Genomic DNA, 24119 nt, shown 5'->3' with positions numbered 1-24119 from the left:
GACCTGCCTCAACCAACCGGCCGCAGGCCCTGGCTCATTCCGAACAGAAACAGTAAAAGATCATGATCTGGCTGAGCCTGCGCCTGGTCAGCCTTCACCACACGAGGCAACGGGCACTGCCCACCCTCCCCGGCCTTGCTGAACACCATGGGCCGCGGTTGCTCCCAGGCCGCCGCCGCTGCGGTAGTCACCGCTAACGCCGCAACCAGGAACAAAGCTCGAGCGATTTCTAGTTTCATTGCCCTAAACCTTTGACAGCGCTGCCAAACGCCATTTGGTAAAAGTAGAGCAAGGTTTGCCACTCCGCTTCACTGAACGACGAGTGGCGACGCAATTGACGCAGGTCGTTGTACGCCGCCCGCTGGCAACTGATGCGCCGACGGCATTTCTCCAAATCCAGCAATGCGACCTCCACCCGGGCCTGCTCGCCTTCGCCATATACCTTGACGAACACATGCTTGCCATACAGGCAACCATGCTGCCAATGGCCCAGGTGCATGCGCGCCAGATTGTCGGCCAGGTCCTTGAACATGCGCTCTTGCACTGCCTGTGGGTATCGCTCGCGAGCCCCCGAGGCATGCCAGGTGTCAAGATCGACAAAGCCGTCTAGGGCTTCACTGACCAGCAACGCACGCCACTGGTGATCGGCGTCACGCTCGGCACCTGCATAGACGATACGGGGTACCCGCACGCCCAGTTGCTCGAAACTGTGCAACGCATCAAGTTCGCGCAACACCGTGGGGCGCCCGAAGGGATGCAGAAGGCTGCGGTAGATATGCCCGACCTGGCGTTTCGCATACAGCATGTGGCCGTGGTCATCACTCAGTCGTTGCACGCCGCTCTCGCCGCCACGCCGCTGGTTGGGTTCCTCGACCCATTCCCCTTGCTGCTGCCAGTAAAAATCGAACTGTCTGGATTGATGCTGCGCTACCGCCATGACCCTTTACCCCTTGCGCAATACGTAAACTCGCCACATGGCATAGAACGGCAGAAAGTCGAGACGTTCCTGGATTCTGAAGCCAGCTGAGGAAAACTCTTCTTCCACTGTAGCCGCAGGTAACACAAATCGATTTTGGTAGCTGTCCTGCGCAGCCCGGAGGCTGCGCCGAGCCTCAAGCTTGCGCCGACGCCAAGCTTTGAAATTGCCGTCCACCCACAACGACAAAATCACACTATCACGGCTAACCCTTTGAAATTCAGAGAGAATTGTCTTTCGATGCGCGGGATCACCTATGTGATGGAACAGGCGCATGCAGAAAATGCTGTCCACCGCGTTGTCCGGCAGATCGATCGCAAAGGCGGAAGTCTGCAAGGGCCGTACCCGCTTGACGATCTCTGGCGGTTGTGCCGCACAGGCTGTCTCAATCATCGCGGCAGAATTATCTGCCCCGATGATGACCCGGTTGGCTTTTTCCGCCAGCAAAGGCCAGAACCGTCCTGCACCACAGGGCAGATCGAGCACCAGCCCCGGCTCGCCGGCAAGCGCCAGGGCTCGTCGCGCCAGTTGTTCGTCGCGCTGGTGGGAAAGGCGCCGAGCCAGGCCATCCTGGTGCTTGAGAAAATACTGACGAGCATGATCCCGGTCGTATTTTTCCGAGAATTCGAGTTTGATGGGGCTACGCATTGGGCATCTCCTGACTCCAGTGCGCCCACCTTATGCAGGCGGACGTTGGCGTCAGGTCATGCCTATGTGAAAAATCCGTAGGAAAAATCAGCAGGTGTTACCGGAAGTTAATCCGGATCCAATATCCCGTCGGGTCCCGGCGGCAGTGGGGCTCCCTGGCTCAGGTCGACCCGGAAACGGCAACCATGGGGCAGCGTTGTCGTCAGGGTCACGCGCCAGCCCTGGTCGTCACAGATGCGCTGCACCAGTGAAAGGCCCAGCCCCAACCCTTCGCCCCGACGCTCGTCGCCTCGCACGAAGGGCCGGAACATCGCTTCGCGCTGCTCCTCAGGGATTCCTACCCCACTATCTTCCACGCTGAAGCCATTGGCCTCCAGGCTGAGACGGATATAACCGCTATCGGTGTAGTGGGCGGCATTGCGCAACAGGTTGCCCATCACCGACTGCAGGAATGTAGCGTTGTACAGCACCGGGCTGGCGCTTACCCGGCCGTCGTAATACAGCGCCAGCCCCTTCTGTTCGATGGTGTCGCGCCAAACGCCGATCAAGTCGTCCCCTACCTCGCGCAGCGACGCCCGTGAGGCCACAGCGCCCTCGTCTCGCTGCGCCCTGGCGAGCATCAGGAAAGTCTTGACCAATTCGCGCATCTCCTCGGTCGCCCGGACGATACGCTCGACATGGCTGCGAGCACGGGGTTCGAGATTGGGGTTCTCCATCAACAGCTCGCACGAAGTGGCCAGGACCATCAGCGGCGTTCGCAGCTCGTGGCTGACATCACTGGTGAACAAGCGCTCACGGGTCAACGCATCACGCAGGCGGCCCAGGGTATCGTCGAAAGCGACGGCCAACTGGCCGACCTCGTCCGCCGCATAATCCGGTGCCAATGGCGGCGCCAATCCCAGCAACTGGTCACGGTGGCGGACCTGGCGCGCCAGACGGATCACCGGTGCCATCACACGTCGAGCCAGCAGCCAGCCGAGAATCACCGCAAGGGCCAGGCTGAGCACGAAACCGACCACGACAACGGCGAACAACACTCGCTCGCGCTCTTCGAAGTCGCTCTGATCCTGCAGCAGCACATAACGTCGGCCGTCAACGATCTCGACCATCGCGTGGTACGAGAGCTGATCACGAAATACCTCGTGAAAACCTGCATCCAGGTGACGCAGGTCCTTGGGTAGTTCGAAATCGTCGCGCCCGCCGCTGAAGTAGAACAACTGGTCGGGGCGCGGCCGGTGGCTCCAGTCGCTGACGCTGTCCATGCGCAGCAAGCGTTGCAGGTCGCCACCGAGCACAGAAGAGATCAACCGCTCTTCAACCAGGTGCACTGTGGCGACAATGCCGAAGGCAAAGGCCCCGGCCACCAGCGCGCTCATCAGCGCAAAGGCGATGATGATGCGCTGGGCAAGGCTCTGCTTAAACTCCATCACGGCCCTCGGCGAGGCGATAGCCGACGCCATGGACGGTATGTAGCAACGGTTTTTCGAAAGGCTTGTCAATCACCTGGCGCAGCTGGTGCACGTGGCTGCGCAGGCTGTCGCTGTCGGGGCAGTCATCGCCCCACAAGGCTTCTTCCAGTACTTCGCGGCGCAGTACATGGGGGCTCTTCTGCATGAGTACGGCCAGCAGTTTCAGACCGACAGGGTTGAGCTTGAGCAGACGGCCCTGGCGGGTCACCTCGAGGGTGTCGAGGTCGTAGGTCAGGTCAACCACCTGCAAGGTGCGCCGGCCGCCCCCCTGGGCACGGCGCAGCACTGCCTCGATGCGCGCGGCCAGCTCCGACAAAGCAAACGGCTTGAGCAGGTAGTCGTCTGCGCCCGAGCGGAAGCCTTGCAGGCGGTCGTCCAGCTGGTCGCGGGCGGTGAGCATGATCACCGGGGTGTCGCGGCGGGCATCCTCGCGCAGACGTTTGCACAGCGTGTAACCGTCGATGCCCGGCAGCATGATGTCGAGCACAATCAGGTCGTAGTGTTCGGTCGCGGCCAGGTGCAGGCCAGACAGGCCATCCTGGGCACAGTCGACGGTGTAGCCCTTCATGCCGAGGTAGTCGGCCAGGTTGGCCAGAATATCGCGGTTGTCTTCAACCAAAAGAATGCGCATCAAGATCTCCTTTGCGGCGCTTCGCCGGGCGCGGCAGGCGCAGCTTACGGCCATTGCGCGCATGGTGCCATGCCCTGAAGCTAAAACACCGGCCTTGACAGTTTTTTCACCGATCATTCACGGACACAGGATAGCGGCCCGAGGACAATGCACCGTCTCGTCCACCCTCTGGAGTCACCATGCAGGCTAGCGTCTCCCCTCGTCCCATCAACCCATGGCTTTACCTGGGCATCCCGTTTATCACTGTCGTGACCCTTGTTTTGCTGGAATGGACTTCGCTGGACATGGACCTTGCCAACCTGTTCTACGAACCGACCGCCGGCGGATTCATTGGCCGCCACAGCTATCTGCTGGAAAACATCCTGCATGACCGCGTCAAGCAGGGTGTGATCCTGTTCGGTCTGCTGGCATTGACCGGGTTCGCCCTGAGCTTCTTCTGGAACCGAGTGGCGGGCTGGCGCCGCGAGCTAGGCTGCCTGGTACTGGCGCTGGCGCTGTCGACGGCCTTCGTCACGCCACTTAAGAAGGTTACCCAGGTGCAGTGCCCCTGGAGCTTGACGCAGTTCGGTGGCAAGGAGACCTACAGCAAGTTGCTCGAAGCCCGTCCGGCCACCGACAAGCCTGGCCTGTGCTGGCCCGGTGGGCATGCGGCGACCGGGTTCTGCCTGTTCGGCCTGTTCTTCATGCTGCGTGACCGCAAGCCACGTCTGGCCCGGGTCGCGCTGGCAGTGGCCTTCGTCGCCGGGTCGGTGCTGTCGATCGGGCGGATGATGCAGGGCGCGCATTTCCTGTCACACAACGTGTGGACAGCGGTGTTCTGCTGGCTAATCGGGCTGGGGTCGTACTACCTGATTCTGTATCGCCACGCGACGACCAAGCTACCTGCTGTCGAGCGCAGCGCAGCCTGATCCCTGGCAGGGACAAGGAAAACGAAGAAGCCCCGGTTCTCACGAACCGGGGCTTCTTCTTGGTACCGGGGGGTAAGGCTGGCTTACATCATGCCGCCCATGCCACCCATGCCACCCATGTCAGGCATGCCAGCAGCTGGCTTGTCTTCCGGCAGGTCGGCAACCATGGCCTCGGTGGTGATCATCAGACCGCCGATCGAAGCTGCGGCTTGCAGGGCCGAACGGGTGACCTTGGCTGGGTCCAGGATGCCCATCTCGATCATGTCGCCGTACTCGCCGGTAGCGGCGTTGTAACCGTAGTTGCCCGAACCTTGCTTGACCTTGTCAGCGACAACACTTGGCTCGTCGCCGGCGTTGGCAGTGATCTGGCGAAGCGGCGCTTCGACTGCGCGACGCAGCAGGGCAATACCGACGTTCTGGTCTTCGTTGTCACCTTTGAGGTCAACGATGGCCGCCAGGGCGCGAACCAGGGCAACACCGCCGCCAGGCACCACGCCTTCTTCAACGGCTGCACGGGTAGCGTGCAGGGCGTCTTCAACGCGAGCCTTCTTCTCTTTCATCTCGACTTCGGTGCCTGCACCGACCTTGATCACGGCAACACCGCCAGCCAGCTTGGCCAGACGCTCTTGCAACTTCTCACGGTCGTAGTCCGAGGTAGTGTCGGCAACCTGGGCACGGATCTGGGTAACGCGCGCCTGGATGTCGGACTCTTCGCCAGCACCGTCGATGATGGTGGTGTTTTCCTTGGAAAGGATGACGCGCTTGGCGTTACCCAGGTGCTCCAGGGTGGCGGTTTCCAGGGACAGGCCGATCTCTTCGGAAATCACGGTGCCGCCAGTCAGGACAGCGATGTCCTGCAGCATTGCCTTGCGGCGATCGCCGAAGCCTGGTGCCTTGACTGCGGCGACCTTGACGATGCCACGCATGTTGTTGACCACCAGGGTAGCCAGGGCCTCACCCTCGACGTCCTCGGCAACGATCAGCAGCGGACGACCGGCTTTGGCTACAGCTTCCAGTACCGGCAGCAGCTCACGGATATTGGAGATCTTTTTGTCGACCAGCAGCAGCAGCGCGCCTTCAAGCTCAGCCACCATGGTATCCGGCTTGTTGACGAAGTACGGCGACAGGTAGCCACGGTCGAACTGCATGCCTTCGACGACAGACAGTTCGTTTTCCAGGCCCGAGCCTTCCTCAACGGTGATCACGCCTTCTTTACCGACTTTTTCCATGGCTTCGGCGATGATTTCACCGATGGAGTTGTCGGAGTTGGCGGAGATGGTACCTACCTGGGCGATGGCCTTGGAGTCGGCGCATGGCTTGGACAGGTTCTTCAGCTCGGCGACAACGGCAGCGGTGGCCTTGTCGATGCCGCGCTTGAGGTCCATCGGGTTCATGCCGGCAGCGACGGCCTTCAGGCCTTCGTTGACGATGGCCTGAGCCAGAACGGTGGCGGTGGTGGTGCCGTCACCGGCAGCGTCATTGGCCTTGGAAGCAACTTCCTTGACCAACTGGGCGCCCATGTTCTCGAAGGCGTCTTTCAGCTCGATTTCTTTGGCGACGGAAACACCGTCCTTGGTGATGGTCGGCGCGCCGAAGCTCTTGGCCAGAACCACGTTACGGCCTTTCGGGCCCAGGGTCGCTTTTACCGCGTCAGCCAGAACGTTGACACCAACCAGCATTTTCTTACGAGCGGAATCGCCGAATTTTACGTCTTTAGCAGCCATGATCGTTTAATCCTTGGAATTCTTTGGAGTAACGGGAAGTCGGGGAAATCAGCCTTCGATGACGGCGAGGATTTCGTTCTCGGCCATGACCAGCAGGTCTTCGCCATCGACTTTCACGGTGTTGCTGCCCGAGTAAGGGCCGAAAACCACTTTGTCACCCACTTTCACGGCCAGCGCACGTACTTCGCCGTTGTCCAGGATGCGACCGGTACCTACCGCAACGACTTCACCGCGGTTTGGTTTTTCAGCGGCCGAACCCGGCAGGACGATACCGCCAGCGGTTTTCGATTCTTCTTCGCTGCGACGGATGACGACGCGGTCATGCAGAGGACGAAGCTTCATTGTCGATCTCTCCCAAATTGTGGTTTTCATCGGCCGGTGCCAGCACCGGCGGGTTGATTCGATCCGGCGTTGCCGGGGATGGCCCGCAAATGGCGAACCACCTGTGTCATGTCTGGTGTTGCCACCAGAAACCTTGCGGTGACCACATACATGAGGCCGCCAAAATCGATTACAAGGCTTGAGAGGAAAAATTTTCAGCCCCCCATCGCAAAAGCGGGCCTGCCTCGCGACAGCTTCAGCCATCGCGGGGCAAGCCCGCTCCTGCAACACACCCTGGGTATTATTTATCGCGTCGCTCGTACTCGCCCTCGATCACATTCGGACGATGCCCGCCATCGCGGGGCTGGGCCTGGAGCGGATCGTCCTGGAACGCCCGCTGGCGCAGGGCCTGCTCTTCGGCGCGGCGACGCAGCCGACCGACCACCAGGCGTCGAGTGAACGGCAGCAGGCACAGCAGGCCCAGCAAGTCACTGATGAAGCCCGGCAGCAGCAACAGGCCACCACCGACGGTGAGCATCAAGCCCTGGAACATGTCCTCGGCTGGCAGTTCGCCGCGCTGCAGGCTCTCCCGGGCACGCAGGGCGGTGGCCAGGCCAGCAACGCGCATCACCAGCACCCCAAGGGCGGAACCGGCGATGATCAGCAGCAGCGCCGGGAAGAAACCGATTGCCGCACTGACCTTGACGAAGACGAACAGCTCCAGCACGGGGAAAAGCAGTAACAGCAATAGAAAAGCACGCATCAAGGGTTCCTCGACGGAAGAGAATCTTCCTGTAAGACCATCAGATGGATGCCTCGACGCAGGTTTTCAACCCTCGCCTTGCGACGAACCGGGCCATACATCCGCACGAGCCAGCGAAACCAAGGCCTCGCGAACTTGTGTCGGGGTGTTGCAAGTAGTGGGGAAAGGCAACCAGTAGATGCCCTGGCCTATACGCAAGTGCATGCCCTCGCTGTCGATACCAACCATGTGTGCCGAACGCGGTAGCCCTGACAGTTTTGCATAGTGGTCAATAGCATTGGCATGGTCGTCATTCATATGCTCGATCATGCTTTGTTCGGCTTGGCCCGCAAAGGGATTGGCCAGCGTCACCTGATCTAGCCAGTGGATCGCGCCGAAACCACCGATGTAGCGGTGGCGTACTGGCTCAAGCACCCAGAAGTCGAAATCGTGAGCCTTATGGTAGTTCGCAGATTCGGGGAAATACCGGTAGTAGCGACTCGCAGCAGCCTCGATAGCGGCATCGTCAGTGAGTTTGCGGGCCTCGGCCATTACCGTCAGCCGCCCGACTGCCTGGACATCCTCGGCGTCGCGCTCACCCACCAACAGCGAGCATTTGGGATCCCGCTGCAGGTTATGGGTATGCTGGGCGATGCGGCTGATGAGGATCAGCGGATGACCGTCGGCGTCGAGGCAATACGGCACCACCGAGCCGAATGGGAACCCTGGCATCGATTTGGAATGCGTGGAGAGGACACCGCGGTATTCCTTGAGCAGCAGTTCCCGGGCGGGGCGAAGGGCGTTGGTACTCACTGGAGAGGCTCCTGAAAAAATCAGCTGCAAGCTATAAGCTACAAGCGACAAGAAAAAGCAAGGCGGCACCGTCCGTTGAGACCGCACACACGACGCTTGCTTGCCGTTTGTAGCTTACTGCTAACGCCTGTTTTTACCAGGTAACGCCGAATCCGGCGGTATAGCGGGTTTTGTCCAGATCGCTGTCGCGGGTGCCCTTGATCAGGTCCTTTTCGGCCTTGAGGTTGAGCGAGGCCCACTCCGTGACTTTGTAACGCAGCCCCATCTCGGCATCCAGCGAGTAGTCGGCGACGCCGCCCAGCGGCTTGCCAAACTCGCCATTGGTGAAAAACTCGACTTTTTTGCCGATCAGGTAGCGGTTGTAGTCCCATTTCACCGCGGCGGAATAGAAATTGTCCTTGCCGCCATCGCGGTACTCGAAGTCCGTGCGGTTGATCAGCGAACCCAGCGAGAACGCGCCGAGTTCGTCGTCCCAGAACTGATAACCCGGGCCGGTACCGACGGTGCGCTGGCGGGCCAGATCCTCGATATGGTCACGCTTGTATTCCAGGCGCCCCTGCCAGAACCACTTCTCGGTGATGAAACGGTCGAGCGCGTACTCGGCGCTCCAGTTATTGGTGGTGGTGACATCGTCCTTGGTCTCGCGGTTGTACTCGCCCTCGGCGTTGTGCCGCCAACGGCCATGACGGGCGGTGGTCTTGAAGCTGACGTCATAGTCGTCGGTGTTGTTCTCGGCGCGCTTGTAGTCCATCGCCACATCGACGTTGCCCTTCCACAGGAAGTCTTCGACCACGGGGCGCGGCTTCATGATCTGCTCGATGCTGGCCAGCTCCACGGTCTTTGGCGCCTCGCCATTGGCCAGAGTCACCTTGCCGGGTTCAGCGGCTTTCAGCGACTTGGCCTTCTCGCCGCTGTACGCATCTTGCTTGACCAGCAGTTCCTGATCGCTTTCCAGCGTCTTCACCTGTTTCCAATCCAAGGCGATCGAACCGCCATAGGGGGTTTCCAGCAGCAGCTTGCCGCCATCGAAGACCTTGATCTTGCCGCTCAGGCGGTCACCGTTCTTCATCCACACGGTGTCAGCGAGCACGGGCGTACAAAGGGATGCAGCGATGAAACACAGCAGGGTTCTAGAAGACATAAGCGCAATATGGGTTCGATTCGACGAAAAAGCCGGGCATTATCCAGATACCGACAACCTGAGCAAGGACAGACCCAGACCATGCCGATGAGTTCCACTCGCATTTGCCGCGACCTTCTGTCCGGTTTCATCTGCAGGACAGGGATCTCCTGATGTGCGCCCTCGATCCAGCTGCGGCGCAAGATGCAGATGCCCGACGAATGGCGCTGTATTCTGTACTCGGCCAGGTACCGGAGGGAAAAGTCGTCAGCTACGGGCAACTGGCCGAGCTTGCAGGCCTTGGCCGCGCGGCGCGGTGGGTGGGGCGCACACTTTCGCAGCTACCGCAGGACACTCGCCTGCCCTGGCACCGGGTGCTGGGCGCGGGTGGCAGGCTGAGCCTGGCCCTGGGCACGCCCTCGGGCGACGAACAACGCGTCCGGCTACGCGCAGAAGGCGTGAATGTGGCTAATAATCGTGTGGATATGGCGCGCCATGGCTGGCGTCCGATGGAGCACAGCGGTTAGAGTGCGCGCTTTGTTTTCGCAAACCTTGAGGCAGATGTTGGCCCATGCCCCGTAAAACCTGGCGCGCTGCGCTCGCTGCCTATGCCAGCCCGTCAACTTTGGTGCTTTTGCTGCTCGGATTCGCCGCCGGCCTACCGTACATGCTGGTGTTCTCGACGCTTTCTGTATGGTTGCGCGAGGCCGGCGTGGCCCGCGAGACTATTGGCTACGCCAGCCTGATCGGCCTCGCCTACGCCTTCAAATGGGTCTGGTCGCCGCTGCTCGACCAGTGGCGCCTGCCACTGCTCGGCGGCATGGGCCGGCGCCGTTCGTGGCTGCTGCTGTCGCAGGTCCTGGTGGTGCTAGGGCTGGTCGGCATGGGCTTCTGCGATCCGCAGAAACACTTGTCGTGGCTTGTCGCCCTGGCAGTGCTGGTGGCCTTCGCCTCGGCCACCCAGGACATCGCCGTCGACGCCTACCGCCTGGAGATTGCCGACGACCAGCGCCAGGCCGCCCTGGCCGCCAGCTACATGGCCGGCTACCGGGTCGCCGCACTGCTGGCCACTGCCGGTGCGCTGTTCTTCGCCGAGTGGTTCGGCTCCACCGGTTTCAGCTACTTGCACGAAGCCTGGACCGGCACCTACGTGCTGTTCGGCGTGCTGATGCTGCCCGCCGTGTTCACCACCCTGGTGATGCGTGAGCCGCCGGTCCCCCTGCGCACCCAGCTGTCGGCCGCGCGCTATGGCTTGATGCACCAGCTGGCGTCGGTGTTCGTACTGATCATCCTGCTGGTCTCGGTGCCGGCAAGTTTCACCCAGATGTTCAACACCGATTGGGGCAGCGTGGCGTTCGGCGACGCGACCATGCTCGACCTGCTGCTCGAAGATCGGGCCTTCCTACGCCTGATCCTCTATGTGCTGCTGACCTGGGCCTGCCTGTCATCCCTTGGCCGTCGCGGCCTGGCGCCGGTACTCACGCCGGTCAACGACTTCATCGTGCGCTATCGTTGGCAGGCGCTGCTGTTGCTTGGGCTGATCGCCACCTACCGCATGTCCGATACGGTGATGGGCGTGATGGCCAACGTGTTCTACATCGACATGGGCTTCACCAAGGACCAGATTGCCAGCGTCAGCAAGATCTTCGGCCTGATCATGACCCTGGTCGGCGCCGGCGCCGGGGGCCTGCTGATCGTGCGCTTCGGCATCCTGCCGATCCTGTTCATCGGCGGCGCGGCCTCGGCAGCCACCAATATCCTGTTCCTGATGCTGGCCGACATGGGCCCGAACCTGGAAATGCTGGTGGTCACCATCTCGCTGGACAACTTCAGTTCGGGGCTTGCCACCTCGGCCTTCGTCGCCTACCTGTCGAGCCTGACCAACCTGAAGTTCTCGGCCACCCAGTACGCCCTGCTCAGCTCGATCATGCTATTGCTGCCACGCCTGATCGGCGGCTATTCCGGGGTCATGGTGGAAAAGTTCGGCTATCACGACTTCTTCCTGGTCACCGCGCTGCTGGGTGTGCCGACGCTGGTGCTGATCGCGCTGCACTGGCGCCAGGAAGTCGGTCGGGGAAAGCCGGCGCCGGTGGAGAGCCCGGCGGCTGAACAACACTAGGCCTTCACTGGCCTCATCGCGGGGCAAGCCCGCTCCCACGTATTCAGTCTGAGGACTGCGTGGGAGCGGGCCTGCCCCGCGATGTTTCTACTGTGTCGCAGTTCCGTCCCCCGAACGCCCGCCTACCACGAACCACAAGGGCCACAGCGCAAGCGCGCCCGCCACGCCCGCAGCCAGGGCAAAGTGCATCAGGCTGGCACCGCCCCCCAGCATCGCCAACACCGCACCGCCCAATCCCAGCAAAGCGATGGTGATCATGCCCAGCATCGCCGACACCAGGCCCTTGCTCTGCTCACTGGAGAACAGCGTCATGCGGTACAGCACCGCGTTGGCCACGCCCAACCCCAAGGCGTACAGCGACATGCCGGAAACCACGCTGGTCACCGTTGGCCAGAGCCAGGTTGCCAGGGCCATCAGCGACAAGCCAGCCAGGTAAGGCCACAGAGCGCCACGCACCAAGGCCGGCAGCGGGTAGCGATCGGCGATACGGTTGATGATAAGGTTACCCAGGATCAGCCCGCCGAACACCGGCAATTGCCAAAGCGCGTATTCCATCGTGCTCAGGCCTTCATCATGGATCAGCAGCACAGGTGACAGGCCGATCCAGCCAATAAGAGGCAAACCTACCAGTCCCAGCGCCGCGCTACCGGCCACGAAACGACGATTGCCCAGCAACTGGCCATAACCTGCCAGCAATGGCAGCAGATGAATGGGCGTGAACGGCAGGCACGAGCCGTCGCGGCGCTCCACCCCCAGAGTTTCCGGCATCAGCCGGTAGAGCAGCAGCCAGCACAGCACCGCGCCGCCGGCGAAGGCCACGAACAGCCACCGCCAGTCCAGCCACTGCAGCATCAGGGTGCCCACCAGTGGGCCAAGCAACGGCGACAGCAGCGCGATGTTGGCCAGCAGCGCCATCATGCGCACCGCGTCGGCCTCGCTGAATGCCTCGTTGAGCGCCGGGTAGCTGACTGTGACGACGAAACCCAGGCCGATGCCCTGCAACAGCCGCAGCAGGTTGAACACACCGATATCCTGGGCCCAGAAGGTTGCCAGGCACGCCCCCCCGAAGAACACACAGCCCGCCAGCAACAGCGGGCGCCGGCCATAGCGGTCGGCCAACGGGCCGATCAGCCATTGCAGCAGCACGCCACCCAGCAGGTAGAGGTTGAGGGCATGGGGAATGTATTCGGGGCTGGCCTGGAGATCGCCGACCACGACCGGCATGGCGGGCATGACCGCGTCGCTCGCCAGATAGGTCAATAGTTCGAACAGCGCCAGGGTGAGGCCGAACAGCAGGGCGCGCAGGGGAGTGATATACAGCAGAGGTTTCATGGCGGACATCGGATTGGCAGGCAAGATCAGGGTGTATGCCAGATATGGCAGCGCCTGGCTGTGAACAAGTGTAAAAAACAGGGCCGCTTCGCGCCCCATCGCCGGCAAGCCGGCTCCCACAGGTTGACTGTTGACCCTGTGGGAGCCGGCTTGCCGGCGATGGGGCGCGAAGCGGCCCCGATTTCGCGGACGCTTATGTTACGCCACGGTCTCCTGCACCACGCGAATCACTCGCTGTGGAAAGGGAATGTCGATGCCTTCGGCCTTGAGCCGATCACGGGCATGTTCGTTGAGCATGAACATCACGTCCCAATAGTCGGCGGTCTTGGTCCAGATGCGCAGCGACACGGTGATCGAACTGTCGCCCAGGGTCGAAATCACCGCCTGCGGCGCCGGGTCCTGCAGTACACGCGGATCCTGGGCCAGCTCCAGCAGTACATTGCGAGCCTTCTGCAGGTCGGCGTCGTAATCCACCCCCACGTCGAACACCACCTTACGGGTCGGCTGGCGGTTGGTGTTGGTGATGATGCCGTTGGACAGGCTGCCGTTGGGCATGATCACGGTCTTGTTGTCGCCAGTGCGCAGCACGGTGTGGAAGATCTGGATGCTGTCCACGGTACCGCTGACCCCTTGGGCCTCGATCCAGTCACCGATACGGAAGGGGCGGAACATCAGGATCAACACGCCGCCGGCGAAGTTGGCCAGGCTGCCTTGCAAGGCCAGGCCGATAGCCAGGCCGGCGGCACCGATGGCGGCGACGAACGAGGTGGTCTCGATACCGATCATCGACGCCACGCTGACCATCAGCAGCACTTTCAACACGATATTGGCCAGGGTGCTGATGAAGCCCTGCAGTGCGGCGTCGGCGCGCAGGCCCACCAGCTTGCCGAGACGGGCGCTGAGTTTGTTGATGATCCACCAGCCGATGGCCAGCGTCAGCAGCGCCAGCAACAGGCGGCTGCCGTACTCCATGATCAAGGGAACCCAGGTCTGCGATTGGCGAACAAGCTGATCGACTTCAGCGTTCAAATCCATGTTTATCTCCTGATGCCGAACGGCAAGTACACAGTGAAGCGGGCAGCGCAAAGCCAGCGGCCCTGACCCCGATGGACATCAATGCGCCATCAAGGTTCCGGGCCGCTGTACGATCAGTCGCGGAAGTTGTTGAACTGCAGCGGCATGTCGAATTCCTTGGTGCGCAGCAAGGCAATGGCCTCCTGCAGGTCATCGCGCTTCTTGCCGGTGACGCGAACCTGCTCGCCCTGGATGGCGGCCTGGACCTTGAGCTTGCCGTCCTTGATGGTGGCAACGATCTTCTTGGCCAGGTCCTTGTCGATGCCTTCGCGGAACTTGGCTTCCTGCTTCTTCTCCTTGCCCGAAGCGTAGGGATCCTTGGTTTCCAGGCATTTGACGTCGATCTTGCGCTTGACCAGTGCCAGGCGCAGGATTTCCAGCATGGCCTCGAGCTGGAACTCCTCCTCGGCGGTCAGCAGCACGGTCTGCTCCTTGTCCTTAAACTCGAAGGTGCCCTTGCCCTTCAAGTCGTAGCGACGGTCGAGGTCCTTGATGGCGTTGTCGACAGCGTTCTGCACTTCGTGCTTGTCCAGTTCCGATACCACGTCGAACGAAGGCATGGTTGATCTCCAGAAAAAAAAGCGCGCTCGGCCTGAAGATGGAGCGCGTCGGGTTTGATGGTTAAAATGCGGACTCATTATAACGGGTTGCGAAACGCAGATGAGCAGCACCTGGCATATTCTCGGCGCCGGCAGCCTCGGCAGCCTCTGGGCCTGCCGCCTGGCCCGCTCGGGCAAGGCAGTCCGCCTTATCCTGCGCGGCCAGCAGCGCCTGGCCGCCTATGAACGCAAGGGCGGGCTGACCCTGATGGAGCAGGATGTCCAGCACCACTATGCGATCCCCGCGGAGAGCTTCGACGCGCCCGGCCCGATCCATCGCCTGCTGGTCGCCTGCAAGGCCTATGACGCCGCGCCTGCCGTGGCGCGCCTGGCCCCCAGGCTGGCCCATGGCGCCGAGCTGATACTGCTGCAGAACGGCCTGGGCAGCCAGGACGAGGTCGCCGAGCAGGTGCCCCACGCCCGCTGCATCTTCGCCTCCAGCACCGAGGGCGCGTTCCGCGAAGCCGACTGGCAGGTTCGCTTTGCCGGCCACGGATTCAACTGGCTGGGTGATCCGGCCAGCCCGGGCATGCCGACCTGGTTCGACGACCTGCACGAGGCCGGCATACCGGCCGAGTGGGCGCTCGACATCCCTGCTCGCCTGTGGCGCAAACTGGCGCTCAACTGTGCGATCAACCCACTGACGGTACTGCACGACTGCCAGAATGGCGGCCTGCTCGGGCACCTGACCGAAGTCGACCCGCTGTGCGACGAACTGGTCAACCTGCTGCATCGTTGCGGCCAGCCCGAAGCGGCCAGCGACCTGCACGAGGAAGTACAGCGAGTGATCCTGGCCACCGCGGCCAACTATTCTTCCATGTACCAGGATGTCCGCCATGGCCGGCGCACCGAGGTCCACTACCTGCTCGGCCACGCCTGTCGTGCCGCCGGCAGACACGGCCTGGCAGTGCCGCAACTGGAACACCTGCACCGACGCCTTGTCGATAACCTGCAGGCCCGCGGCCTGCGCAGCGACTGATCCTGCCCATTCATCGGAAACGGACACACTCAGACCCATGACCCTGCGTCAACGCCTGGAAAACCTCCCGGTCGGGCAGAAACTGCTGGCGGCCCTGCTGGTGCTGCTGGTGACCATTCTGCTGGTGGCTAACCTGGCATTCATCAGCGCCGCCTACTGGATCACCCAGGAGAGTATGGCCCCCCAGGCCCTGCAGACCATCGGCAAGCTGGTGTCCAATCCGCAGTTGTCGGCCCGCGCCGGCGACACACCGGAGACCGCCAGCGCGCTGCTCAAGGAACTCGACAGCTATGCCCCCCTGCGTGCCGCGGCGATCTATGGCGGCGATGGCCGCCTGCTGGCGCAACTACAGCATGGCGACCCGCTGACCCTGCCCAAGCGCTACCGCAACATCGATGGCTGGCGCCTGATGGAGTTTCGCAGTACTCAGCTGATCCGCCTGCCGCGCAGCGCCGCCCCACCCGCACATCTGCTGCTGGTGGCCAGCAGCGAGTTGCCCACCGCGTTCTACACCGGCACCCTCTCCGCCAGCCTGGCGATCCTGGTTTTCAGCGTGCTGCTGTGGCTAGTCATCGCTCGGCAGATCAAACGCCTGATCACACTGCCGATCAACCGCCTCGAAGAGCTGACCCGCCAGGTCACCCGTGAGGAGAGCTATGCCCTGCGCGCCCAGCGCGGCAATGACGACGAGATCGGCGGCCTGGCTGAAGCGTTCAACACCATGCTGTCGCGCATTGAAGCCCGTGAACAGCAACTCAAACGCACCCGGGACGAATTCCAAAACGCCTACGACCAGGCCCAGGGCTTGGCTGAGGAAACCCGCCACACCAACCGCAAGTTGGAGCTGGAAGTCCAGGTCCGCAGCAAGATCGAGAAAAAGCTCACCGGTTTCCAGAACTACCTCAACAGCATCATCGACTCAATGCCCTCGGCGCTGATCGCCCTCGATGAACAGCTCTACGTCACCCAGTGGAACCACGAGGCCACGGTACTCTCCGGGACACCGCTGGACGAAGCGCTGAACCAACCGATCTTCCTCGCCTTCGAGCCGCTCAAGCCGTTCCTGCCGCAGCTCAAGGAAAGCGTGGAGAAACACCGGGTGGCCAAGATCGAGCGGGTCACCTGGCCAAAGGGCGAGGACTTGCGTCACTACGCGCTGACCTTCTACCCGCTGATGGGCGGTGGCGGACGCGGCGTGGTGATCCGTATCGACGACATCACCCAGCGTCTATCGCTGGAAGAAATGATGGTGCAATCCGAGAAAATGCTCTCTGTCGGCGGCCTGGCGGCCGGCATGGCACACGAGATCAACAACCCGCTGGGCGCGATCCTGCACAACGTGCAGAACATCCGCCGCCGTCTGTCGCCGGACCTGCCGCGCAATCAGGAGCAGGCCAACGAGCTGGGCATCGACCTGCCGACCATCAATCGCTACCTGGCCAGCCGCGAGGTGCCACAGTTGCTCGACGGCATCCAGCAAGCCGGCGCGCGGGCCGCGAAGATCGTCACTCATATGCTCAGTTTCAGCCGCCGCAGCAACCGCCAGCTAGTCCCTTGCGACCTGCCGGCGTTGATCGACCAGGCGGTGGAGATTGCCGGCAATGACTTCGACCTGGCCATCGGCTTCGACTTCAAGGGACAGGCCATCGTCCGCCAGTTCGACCCACAGCTGGGGCCGGTGCCCTGCACCGCCAACGAACTGGAGCAGGTGCTGCTGAACCTGCTGAAGAATGCCGCCCAGGCCATCCACCAGCGCCCGCAACCCAGCGAGCCTGGGCGTATCACCTTGCGCACCAGGCTCAACCCGCCCTGGGCGGAAATCCAGGTCGAGGACAACGGCGTCGGCATGCCCGAGACGGTGCGCAAGCGCACCTTCGAGCCATTCTTTACCACCAAGGAGATCGGCCAGGGCACCGGCCTGGGCCTGTCGGTGTCGTATTTCATCATCACCAACAACCACAAGGGGCAGATGGAAGTGCAGTCCACCCCCGGCCAGGGTACCTGCTTCACCCTGCGCCTGCCCCTGAACCAGGCCCAACCGGCCCCCCTGAACACGGAGACATGACATGGGCTATCGCCTGTCGAAGATCTATACCCGCACCGGCGACAAAGGTGAAACCGGCCTGGGCGACGGGCGCCGGGTGCCCAAGGACCATCCGCGCGTCGAGGCGATCGGCGAGGTCGACAGCCTCAACAGCCAGCTCGGCGTGTTGCTGGCGGGTCTGGCCGAGGCAGGGCTGAGCGAGCTGATCGAGGTGCTGGCGCCTTGTCAGCATCGGCTGTTCGACCTGGGGGGCGAGTTGGCGATGCCCACTTACCAGGCGCTGAACAGCGTTGAAGTGGAGCGCCTGGAGGCTGCGATAGACCGCTGGAACGACGAGTTGGGGCCACTGAAGAACTTCATCCTCCCCGGAGGCTCGATGCTGGTGGCCCAGGCCCATGTATGTCGCAGCGCGGCACGCGCAGCTGAACGACGCTGCCAGCAGTTGAACACGCTGGAGCCGCTGGAGGGAGTGGGGCTGGCCTACATCAACCGGCTGTCGGACCTGCTGTTTGTCGCAGCACGGATCATTGGACGACGCCAAGGTGTCGACGAAGTGCTGTGGCAGGCGGCCGAGAAGCCCGTCTGAAAGCATCGCGGGGCAAGTCGGAGCGGCGCTGCGGCGCCCCGACTTGCCCCGCGATTGGCGGATGACTCAAGCCCCAGGCCAGAACGCCCGAATCCCCGCCACGCCCTGGGCACCGGCATCCCACGCCTGCTCCCGCTCACCCGGCCCCACCCCACCCAGCAGAAACACCGGATGGCTGATCCCGGCGATCAAGCGCTGTGCCTCATCCCAACCCAACGGCTCAGCCTCAGGATGAGTCTGCGTCGCCTGCACCGGCGACAGGGTGACGAAGTCCACCCCCATCTGCTCGGCCAATGCCAGCTCCTCGGCACTGTGGCAGGACGCCGCCAGCCAGCGCTCCTTCGGGAACGGCCGGCCCTTGGCCGCGTACTTGCGCAACTGCGCGGCGGTCAGGTGCCAGCCGGCAGACGGGAAGTCGCCGAGCCATTCAAGCGGCCCCTTGAGCATCAGTTGCGCCTTGCCTGCGCACAGGCCAACCGCGTCGACCGCCACATCGCGGTACTTGGGGTCGTACATGTCCGGTGCCCGTAGCTGGATCAGCCTGATACCGCTGGCCACGGCCTTCTGGATACCTTTGAGCAACTCGGGCACTTCCAGACCGTCCGGGGTGATCAGGTATTGATCAGGTAAACGCGCGGCGGCGACGATCGGCTTGTTCGCCTCGGGGAACGCATACTGCCCCAGGTCACGCGGAGCCACCCACGCCAAAGGCTGCCCTTCTGCCCCATGTGGCTCACCGGTAAAGCCATCCACCTCGCGCACATCGAGCAACACCTGCTTGTCCGGGTAATCGTGGCTGACCTTGATCAGCGGGCGTGAACCCGTGACCTCGATGCCCAGCTCCTCGCGCAGCTCACGGGCCAGCGCCGCTTCGACGCTCTCCCCCGCTTCCACCTTGCCGCCGGGGAACTCCCACAAGCCGCCTTGGTGCTGAGTATCCGCACGACGGGCGATCAGGATGCGACCATCGGCACCGCGGATGACCGCGGCCACTACATGAATCCGTTTCACCCTTCACGCTCCGCCAGGCCCGCCCGCTGCCAGGCCTGGAAGGCCGGCCACTGGTAGATGGTTTCGATGTAGGCGGCGGCCTCGGCCGGCACCTCGACGCGGTAGGTGCGCAGGCGCACGGCCACCGGGGCGAAGAAGGCATCGGCCAGGGTCGGCCGGCCAAACAGGAACGGGCCGCTATCCTTGGCCACCAGGCGGCACTCGGACCACAGGGCGACGATGCGGTCGATGTCGACCTGCACATCCAGCGGCACGCTTTCCAGCGCCTGGTCGCGGGACAGGTCGAACGGCATGGCGCCGCGCAGGGCGAAGAAGCCGCTGTGCATCTGGGCACAGGCCGAACGGGCCTGGGCACGGGCGGCGATGTCCTCAGGCCACAGGCGAGCCTCAGGGTGGCGTTCGTTGAGGTATTCGGCGATGGCCAGGGAGTCGGCGATCACACCATGCTCGCTCTGGAGCAGCGGCACCTTGGCGGTGGCCGAGAAGGCCAGCAGGCGCTGGCGGGTGTCGGGCTGGTTGAGCTTGACCAGGGTTTCTTCGTAGGGGGTGCCAGCCAGCTCAAGAGCCAGGGCGCCGCGTAGCGACCAGGAGGAATACAGCTTGTCGCCGATGATCAGGTGATAGCTCATGGTTCGGCTCCATAAAATTCGGGATATTGGGGCTGCTGTGCAGCCCCTGTGACATCAGGTGCGGTATTCGGCGTTGATCTTCACGTACTCGTGGGACAGGTCGGTGGTCCAGATGGTTTCGCTGCACTGGCCACGGCCGAGGTCGATACGGATGGTGATCTCTTCCTGGGCCATCACCGCCGAGCCTTGCGCCTCGGTGTAGCTCGGGCTGCGCCCGCCTTTGCTGGCGATGCACACGCTGTCCAGATACACGTCGATCAGGCTGACATCCAGCTCGGGCACGCCGGCGCGACCGACAGCTGCGAGAATGCGGCCCCAGTTGGGGTCGGAGGCGAACAGCGCGGTCTTGATCAACGGCGAGTGAGCCACGGCGTAGCCGACGTCCAGGCACTCCTGGTGGTTGCCACCACCGTTGACCTGCACGGTGACGAACTTGGTGGCGCCTTCGCCGTCACGGACGATAGCCTGCGCCACCTCCATGCACACTTCGAACACCGCTTGCTTCAGTGCTTCGAACAGCGCGCCGCTGGCTTCGGTCACTTCCGGCACATCGGCCTTGCCGGTGGCGATCAGCATGCAGCAGTCGTTGGTCGAGGTGTCGCCGTCGATGGTGATGCGGTTGAACGACTTGTTGGCGCCGTCGAGCATCAGGTCCTTCAACACCGCCGGGGCGACCTTGGCGTCGGTGGCGATGTAGCCGAGCATGGTGGCCATGTTCGGGCGGATCATCCCCGCGCCCTTGCTGATGCCTGTGACGGTGATGGTCTTGCCGTCGAACTGGAACTGACGGCTGGCGCCCTTGGGCAGGGTGTCAGTGGTCATGATGCCGGTGGCGGCTTCGGCCCAGTTGTTTTCCGACAGATTGTCCAGGGCGGCCTGCAGCGCGCCTTCGATCTTCTCGACCGGCAGCGGCTCGCCGATCACACCGGTGGAGAACGGCAGGACCGACTCGGCCGGCACGCCGGCCAGTTCGGCCAGCCTGGCGCAGGTGCGCTCGGCGGCGGCCAGGCCCGGGGCGCCGGTGCCGGCGTTGGCGTTGCCGGTGTTGGTCAGCAGGTAACGCACGGTGCCCTGCACGCGCTGCTTGGAGAGGATCACCGGTGCCGCGCAGAAGGCGTTGAGGGTGAACACGCCGGCGACGCTGGAGCCTTCGGCGCAGCGCATCACCACCACATCCTTGCGCCCCGGGCGCTTGATGCCCGCCGAGGCGATACCGAGTTCGAAACCGGGAACCGGGTGCAGGGTGGGCAGGGGACCAAGACCAACAGCCATTAGAGCGCTCCTAGATAAATCGGTTGAGAACAAAAAGCGGGGCCGCAAAGCGGCCCCGGATGTGTCACGTTACTGCAGGTGGTTCAGATCATTCAATCTGACCATGGCAATGCTTGAATTTCTTGCCCGAGCCACACCAGCAAGGCTCGTTGCGACCGAGCTTCATGTCGTTGCGCACAGGGGCCGATGCGACGGCGACTTCAGCGCCCTCCTCGGCCAGTTGCTCGCCTTCCAGGCCAGGTGCGGCGGCATGCTGGAACTGCATGCGGCTGGCCAGTTCCTCGGCCTCGCGGCGCAGACGGGCTTCTTCCTCGACCGGGTCTTCGCGACGGACCTGAACGTGCGACAGCACGCGGATGGTGTCGCGCTTGATCGACTCGAGCAGCTCCTGGAACAGGGTGAAGGATTCGCGCTTGTACTCCTGCTTGGGGTTCTTCTGCGCATAGCCGCGCAGGTGGATACCGTGGCGCAGGTGGTCCATGGTCGACAGGTGGTCTTTCCACAGGTCGTCCAGCACGCGCAGCAGGATCTGCTTCTCGAAGGTACGCAGGGCGTCGATGCCGGCCTGGTCTTCCTTCTCGTTGTAGGCGTCGGTGATTTCCTTGAGCAGCTTCTCGCGCAGGGTCTCCTCGTAGAGGTGATCGTCCTCGTCGAGCCACTGCTGGATCGGCAGCTTCATGGCGAAGTCGCTGGACAGCGAAGCCTCGAGGCCAGCCACGTCCCACTGCTCGGGCAGCGACTGCGGCGGGATGTGCTGGCTGATGGTTGCATCGAGCACTTCCTGGCGGAACTCGGCGATGGTGTCACCGATGTTCTCGGCCGCCAGCAGGCTGTTGCGCATGTGGTAGATCACCTTGCGCTGTTCGTTGGCCACGTCGTCGTATTCGAGCAGCTGCTTGCGGATATCGAAGTTGCGACCCTCGACCTTGCGCTGCGCTTTTTCGATGGCGTTGGTCACCATGCGGTGCTCGATGGCCTCGCCGGACTGCATGCCCAGGGCCTTCATGAAGTTTTTCACCCGGTCGGAGGCGAAGATGCGCATCAGGCTGTCTTCCAGCGACAGGTAGAAGCGGCTCGAGCCGGCATCGCCCTGACGGCCGGCACGGCCACGCAGCTGGTTGTCGATACGGCGCGATTCGTGACGCTCGGAGGCGATCACGTGCAGGCCACCGGCCTCCAGCACCTGCTGGTGACGCTTCTGCCAGTCGGCCTTGATCTGGGCGATCTGCTCGGCGGTCGGGTTGTCCAGGGCGGCGACTTCGGCCTCCCAGTTACCGCCCAGCAGGATGTCGGTACCACGGCCGGCCATGTTGGTAGCGATGGTCAGGGCACCCGGCGCACCGGCTTGCGCGATGATCTCGGCTTCTTTCTCGTGGTACTTGGCGTTCAGGACCTTGTGGTCGATACCTTCCTTCTTGAGCAGGTTGGACATGTGCTCGGAGGTTTCGATGGTCGCGGTGCCGACCAGGACAGGACGGCCCTGGGCCATGCTTTCCTTGATGTCGGCAATGATCGCCGCGTACTTCTCGTCGGCGGTCAGGTACACCAGGTCGTTGAAATCCTTGCGCGCCAACGGCTTGTTCGGCGGGATGACCATCACGTTGAGCGCGTAGATCTGCGCGAACTCGAACGCCTCGGTGTCGGCGGTACCGGTCATGCCCGACAGCTTGGTGTACAGACGGAAGTAGTTCTGGAAGGTGGTCGAGGCCAGGGTCTGGCTTTCGGCCTGGATGTTCAGGTTTTCCTTGGCCTCGATGGCCTGGTGCAGGCCCTCGGACAGGCGGCGGCCCGGCATGGTGCGGCCGGTGTGCTCGTCGATCAGGAGGATCTGGCCATCCTGGACGATGTACTCGACGTTGCGGTGGAACAGTTTATGCGCCCGCAGGCCGGCGTAGACGTGGGTCAGCAGGCCCAGATTGTGCGCGGAGTACAGGCTCTCGCCCTCGGCCAGCAGGCCGGATTGGGTGAGCATGTCCTCGATGAACTGGTGGCCGGCCTCGTTCAGTTCGACCTGGCGGCTCTTCTCGTCGATGCTGTAGTGACCCTCTTGGGTCACCTGGCCTTCGACTTCCTCGATGTGCTGGGTCAGGCGCGGGATCAGGCGGTTGATCTCGATGTACAGCTTGGAGCTGTCCTCGGCCTGGCCGGAGATGATCAGAGGGGTACGCGCTTCGTCGATGAGGATCGAGTCGACTTCGTCGATCACCGCGAAGTTCAGCTCACGCTGGAACTTCTCGTCCTGGCTGAACGCCATGTTGTCGCGCAGGTAGTCGAACCCGAATTCGTTGTTGGTGCCGTAGGTGATGTCGGCGGCGTAGGCGGCACGCTTCTCTTCCGGCGGCTGGAACGCCGAGACGATGCCGACGGTCAGGCCGAGGAACTCATACAGCGGGCGCATCCAGTTGGCGTCGCGGCGGGCCAGGTAGTCGTTGACGGTGACCACGTGCACACCCTTGCCGGACAGCGCATTGAGGTAGACGGCCAGGGTACCGACCAAGGTCTTGCCTTCACCGGTACGCATTTCTGCGATCATGCCTTCGTGCAAGGTCATGCCGCCGATCAGCTGGACATCGAAGTGACGCATGCCCATCACGCGCTTGCCGGCCTCGCGGGCTACCGCGAAGGCTTCTGGCAGCAGTTGGTCGAGCGTTTCGCCTTTGGCCAGGCGTTCCTTGAACTCTGCGGTCTTGCCCCGCAGTTGCTCATCGGAGAGGGCCACCATCTTCTCTTCGAAGGCATTGACGGTGCTCACCGTCTTGAGCATGCGTTTGATTTCACGCTCGTTCTTGCTTCCAAAAAGTTTTTTTAACAAAGGCGCAAACATATCGGCAGGATCTTCCACACGTAGGGATGGAGGGCGGCCCCATGAGTCGCCCGTGCAGCCCAGAGGCCGCATGCGAACGAGCATTCTACCCGGAAACGATGGTGAGGAAAGTGGTGGATTTCCACGATGCTGGCACAGCGCTTTTAGGGGGCCTGACTAACATAGGGCCTTTTTGCACAAGTTCAAGGTGCGCATAGATGAAACGTATCGCCAATGACTTGTATCAAGATCCGACGGACGATCGCGGGGCCAGTCTGCTCCCGCCCCTGATCACGGCGTGTGGGCCGAGCGGGCCCCG

At 62.7% G+C, this 24119-nt stretch carries 23 protein-coding genes; 6 read left to right on the top strand and 17 right to left on the bottom strand.

Translation table 11 applies throughout. The features are described 5' to 3' along the window. Positions 1–8: 8 nt before the first annotated feature. The 5 genes from LU688_RS04710 to colR all read right to left on the bottom strand — a co-directional run bounded on the left by LU688_RS04710 (position 9) and on the right by colR (position 3724). On the bottom strand, positions 9–239 hold the full coding sequence (locus tag LU688_RS04710) for a hypothetical protein (protein ID WP_023629764.1): 231 nt from the start codon (positions 237–239) through the stop codon (positions 9–11). Continuing rightward, on the bottom strand, positions 236–937 hold the full coding sequence (locus LU688_RS04705) for a lipopolysaccharide kinase InaA family protein (protein ID WP_023629765.1): 702 nt from the start codon (positions 935–937) through the stop codon (positions 236–238). Before LU688_RS04705 ends, LU688_RS04710 begins: the two co-directional genes overlap by 4 nt. A gap of 6 nt (positions 938–943) precedes the next feature. Beyond that, complete coding sequence (locus LU688_RS04700) at positions 944–1624, bottom strand: class I SAM-dependent methyltransferase (protein WP_094010212.1); 681 nt, start codon at positions 1622–1624, stop codon at positions 944–946. A 107-nt stretch (positions 1625–1731) separates the two neighbouring features. Further along, positions 1732–3051: a sensor histidine kinase gene (locus LU688_RS04695; RefSeq protein WP_023629767.1), complete on the bottom strand. Its 1320-nt coding sequence runs from the start codon at positions 3049–3051 to the stop codon at positions 1732–1734. Continuing rightward, on the bottom strand, positions 3041–3724 hold the full coding sequence (gene colR / locus LU688_RS04690; RefSeq protein ID WP_023629768.1) for a two-component system response regulator ColR: 684 nt from the start codon (positions 3722–3724) through the stop codon (positions 3041–3043). The genes LU688_RS04695 and colR overlap by 11 nt, the downstream gene beginning before the upstream one ends. Positions 3725–3903: 179 nt before the next feature. Between colR and LU688_RS04685 the strand changes: the two genes are divergently transcribed. Then, entirely contained in the window at positions 3904–4632 is a 729-nt protein-coding gene (locus tag LU688_RS04685) for a phosphatase PAP2 family protein (protein WP_023629769.1), read from the top strand. A gap of 83 nt (positions 4633–4715) precedes the next feature. Here the strand turns inward: LU688_RS04685 and groL are convergent, their stop codons facing one another. The 5 genes from groL to LU688_RS04660 form a co-directional block, all read right to left on the bottom strand. Further along, on the bottom strand, positions 4716–6356 hold the full coding sequence (groL, locus tag LU688_RS04680; protein ID WP_023629770.1) for a chaperonin GroEL: 1641 nt from the start codon (positions 6354–6356) through the stop codon (positions 4716–4718). Positions 6357–6404: 48 nt separating this feature from the next. Further along, complete coding sequence (locus LU688_RS04675) at positions 6405–6698, bottom strand: co-chaperone GroES (RefSeq protein ID WP_003260750.1); 294 nt, start codon at positions 6696–6698, stop codon at positions 6405–6407. Between the two features lie 280 nt (positions 6699–6978). Further along, complete coding sequence (locus LU688_RS04670) at positions 6979–7440, bottom strand: FxsA family protein (protein ID WP_023629771.1); 462 nt, start codon at positions 7438–7440, stop codon at positions 6979–6981. Between the two features lie 66 nt (positions 7441–7506). After that, complete coding sequence (locus LU688_RS04665) at positions 7507–8232, bottom strand: HugZ family pyridoxamine 5'-phosphate oxidase (RefSeq protein ID WP_023629772.1); 726 nt, start codon at positions 8230–8232, stop codon at positions 7507–7509. Positions 8233–8365: 133 nt separating this feature from the next. Next, positions 8366–9373 (bottom strand): DUF481 domain-containing protein, encoded by a 1008-nt coding sequence (locus LU688_RS04660; protein WP_023629773.1) that lies wholly within the window; start codon positions 9371–9373, stop codon positions 8366–8368. Between the two features lie 152 nt (positions 9374–9525). Here LU688_RS04660 and LU688_RS04655 point away from each other — a divergent pair, with 152 nt between their 5' ends. Both LU688_RS04655 and LU688_RS04650 read left to right on the top strand, forming a co-directional pair. Further along, positions 9526–9879, top strand: a complete 354-nt coding sequence (locus LU688_RS04655; RefSeq protein ID WP_232888048.1) for an MGMT family protein — start codon at positions 9526–9528, stop codon at positions 9877–9879. A 44-nt stretch (positions 9880–9923) separates the two neighbouring features. Further along, complete coding sequence (locus LU688_RS04650; protein WP_023631292.1) at positions 9924–11471, top strand: AmpG family muropeptide MFS transporter; 1548 nt, start codon at positions 9924–9926, stop codon at positions 11469–11471. An 87-nt stretch (positions 11472–11558) separates the two neighbouring features. Here LU688_RS04650 and LU688_RS04645 read toward each other — a convergent pair whose 3' ends face one another. The 3 genes from LU688_RS04645 to LU688_RS04635 form a co-directional block, all read right to left on the bottom strand. Beyond that, on the bottom strand, positions 11559–12803 hold the full coding sequence (locus LU688_RS04645; RefSeq protein WP_104445308.1) for an MFS transporter: 1245 nt from the start codon (positions 12801–12803) through the stop codon (positions 11559–11561). 198 nt (positions 12804–13001) lie between these two features. Next, positions 13002–13838 carry a mechanosensitive ion channel family protein gene (locus LU688_RS04640; RefSeq protein WP_023631294.1) on the bottom strand — a complete coding sequence of 279 codons (837 nt, stop codon included), beginning with the start codon at positions 13836–13838 and terminating at the stop codon, positions 13002–13004. Between the two features lie 113 nt (positions 13839–13951). Next, on the bottom strand, positions 13952–14437 hold the full coding sequence (locus tag LU688_RS04635; protein WP_011535522.1) for a YajQ family cyclic di-GMP-binding protein: 486 nt from the start codon (positions 14435–14437) through the stop codon (positions 13952–13954). Between the two features lie 100 nt (positions 14438–14537). On the opposite strand from LU688_RS04635, the gene LU688_RS04630 reads away from it, so the two are divergent. From LU688_RS04630 to LU688_RS04620, 3 genes are read left to right on the top strand one after another with little or no spacing between them, the layout of a single operon-like run. After that, positions 14538–15455 carry a putative 2-dehydropantoate 2-reductase gene (locus LU688_RS04630; protein WP_160291390.1) on the top strand — a complete coding sequence of 306 codons (918 nt, stop codon included), beginning with the start codon at positions 14538–14540 and terminating at the stop codon, positions 15453–15455. 37 nt (positions 15456–15492) lie between these two features. Next, positions 15493–17520: a sensor histidine kinase gene (locus tag LU688_RS04625; protein ID WP_038707420.1), complete on the top strand. Its 2028-nt coding sequence runs from the start codon at positions 15493–15495 to the stop codon at positions 17518–17520. A gap of 1 nt (position 17521) precedes the next feature. Next, the gene (locus LU688_RS04620; RefSeq protein ID WP_094010214.1) at positions 17522–18085 is read left to right on the top strand and encodes a cob(I)yrinic acid a,c-diamide adenosyltransferase; all 564 of its coding nucleotides are present in this window, start codon (positions 17522–17524) and stop codon (positions 18083–18085) included. Between the two features lie 66 nt (positions 18086–18151). Here LU688_RS04620 and LU688_RS04615 read toward each other — a convergent pair whose 3' ends face one another. The 4 genes from LU688_RS04615 to secA form a co-directional block, all read right to left on the bottom strand. Beyond that, the gene (locus LU688_RS04615) at positions 18152–19096 is read right to left on the bottom strand and encodes a Nudix family hydrolase (RefSeq protein WP_038707419.1); all 945 of its coding nucleotides are present in this window, start codon (positions 19094–19096) and stop codon (positions 18152–18154) included. Next, a complete protein-coding gene (locus LU688_RS04610; RefSeq protein ID WP_038707418.1) occupies positions 19093–19725 on the bottom strand; it encodes a glutathione S-transferase family protein in 633 nt (210 codons plus the stop codon). The genes LU688_RS04615 and LU688_RS04610 overlap by 4 nt, the downstream gene beginning before the upstream one ends. Before the next feature lie 54 nt (positions 19726–19779). Continuing rightward, positions 19780–20997 (bottom strand): bifunctional glutamate N-acetyltransferase/amino-acid acetyltransferase ArgJ, encoded by a 1218-nt coding sequence (argJ, locus tag LU688_RS04605; RefSeq protein ID WP_038707417.1) that lies wholly within the window; start codon positions 20995–20997, stop codon positions 19780–19782. Between the two features lie 88 nt (positions 20998–21085). Then, the gene (gene secA, locus LU688_RS04600) at positions 21086–23821 is read right to left on the bottom strand and encodes a preprotein translocase subunit SecA (protein WP_031314821.1); all 2736 of its coding nucleotides are present in this window, start codon (positions 23819–23821) and stop codon (positions 21086–21088) included. Between the last annotated feature and the right edge of the window lie 298 nt (positions 23822–24119).

The sequence above is a fragment of the Pseudomonas soli genome (assembly GCF_021283165.2).
In the GTDB taxonomy this organism is placed as follows: domain Bacteria; phylum Pseudomonadota; class Gammaproteobacteria; order Pseudomonadales; family Pseudomonadaceae; genus Aquipseudomonas; species Aquipseudomonas soli.
Note: the sequence above shows the minus strand (reverse complement) of the source record. Positions and strands in the feature narration are given on the sequence as shown.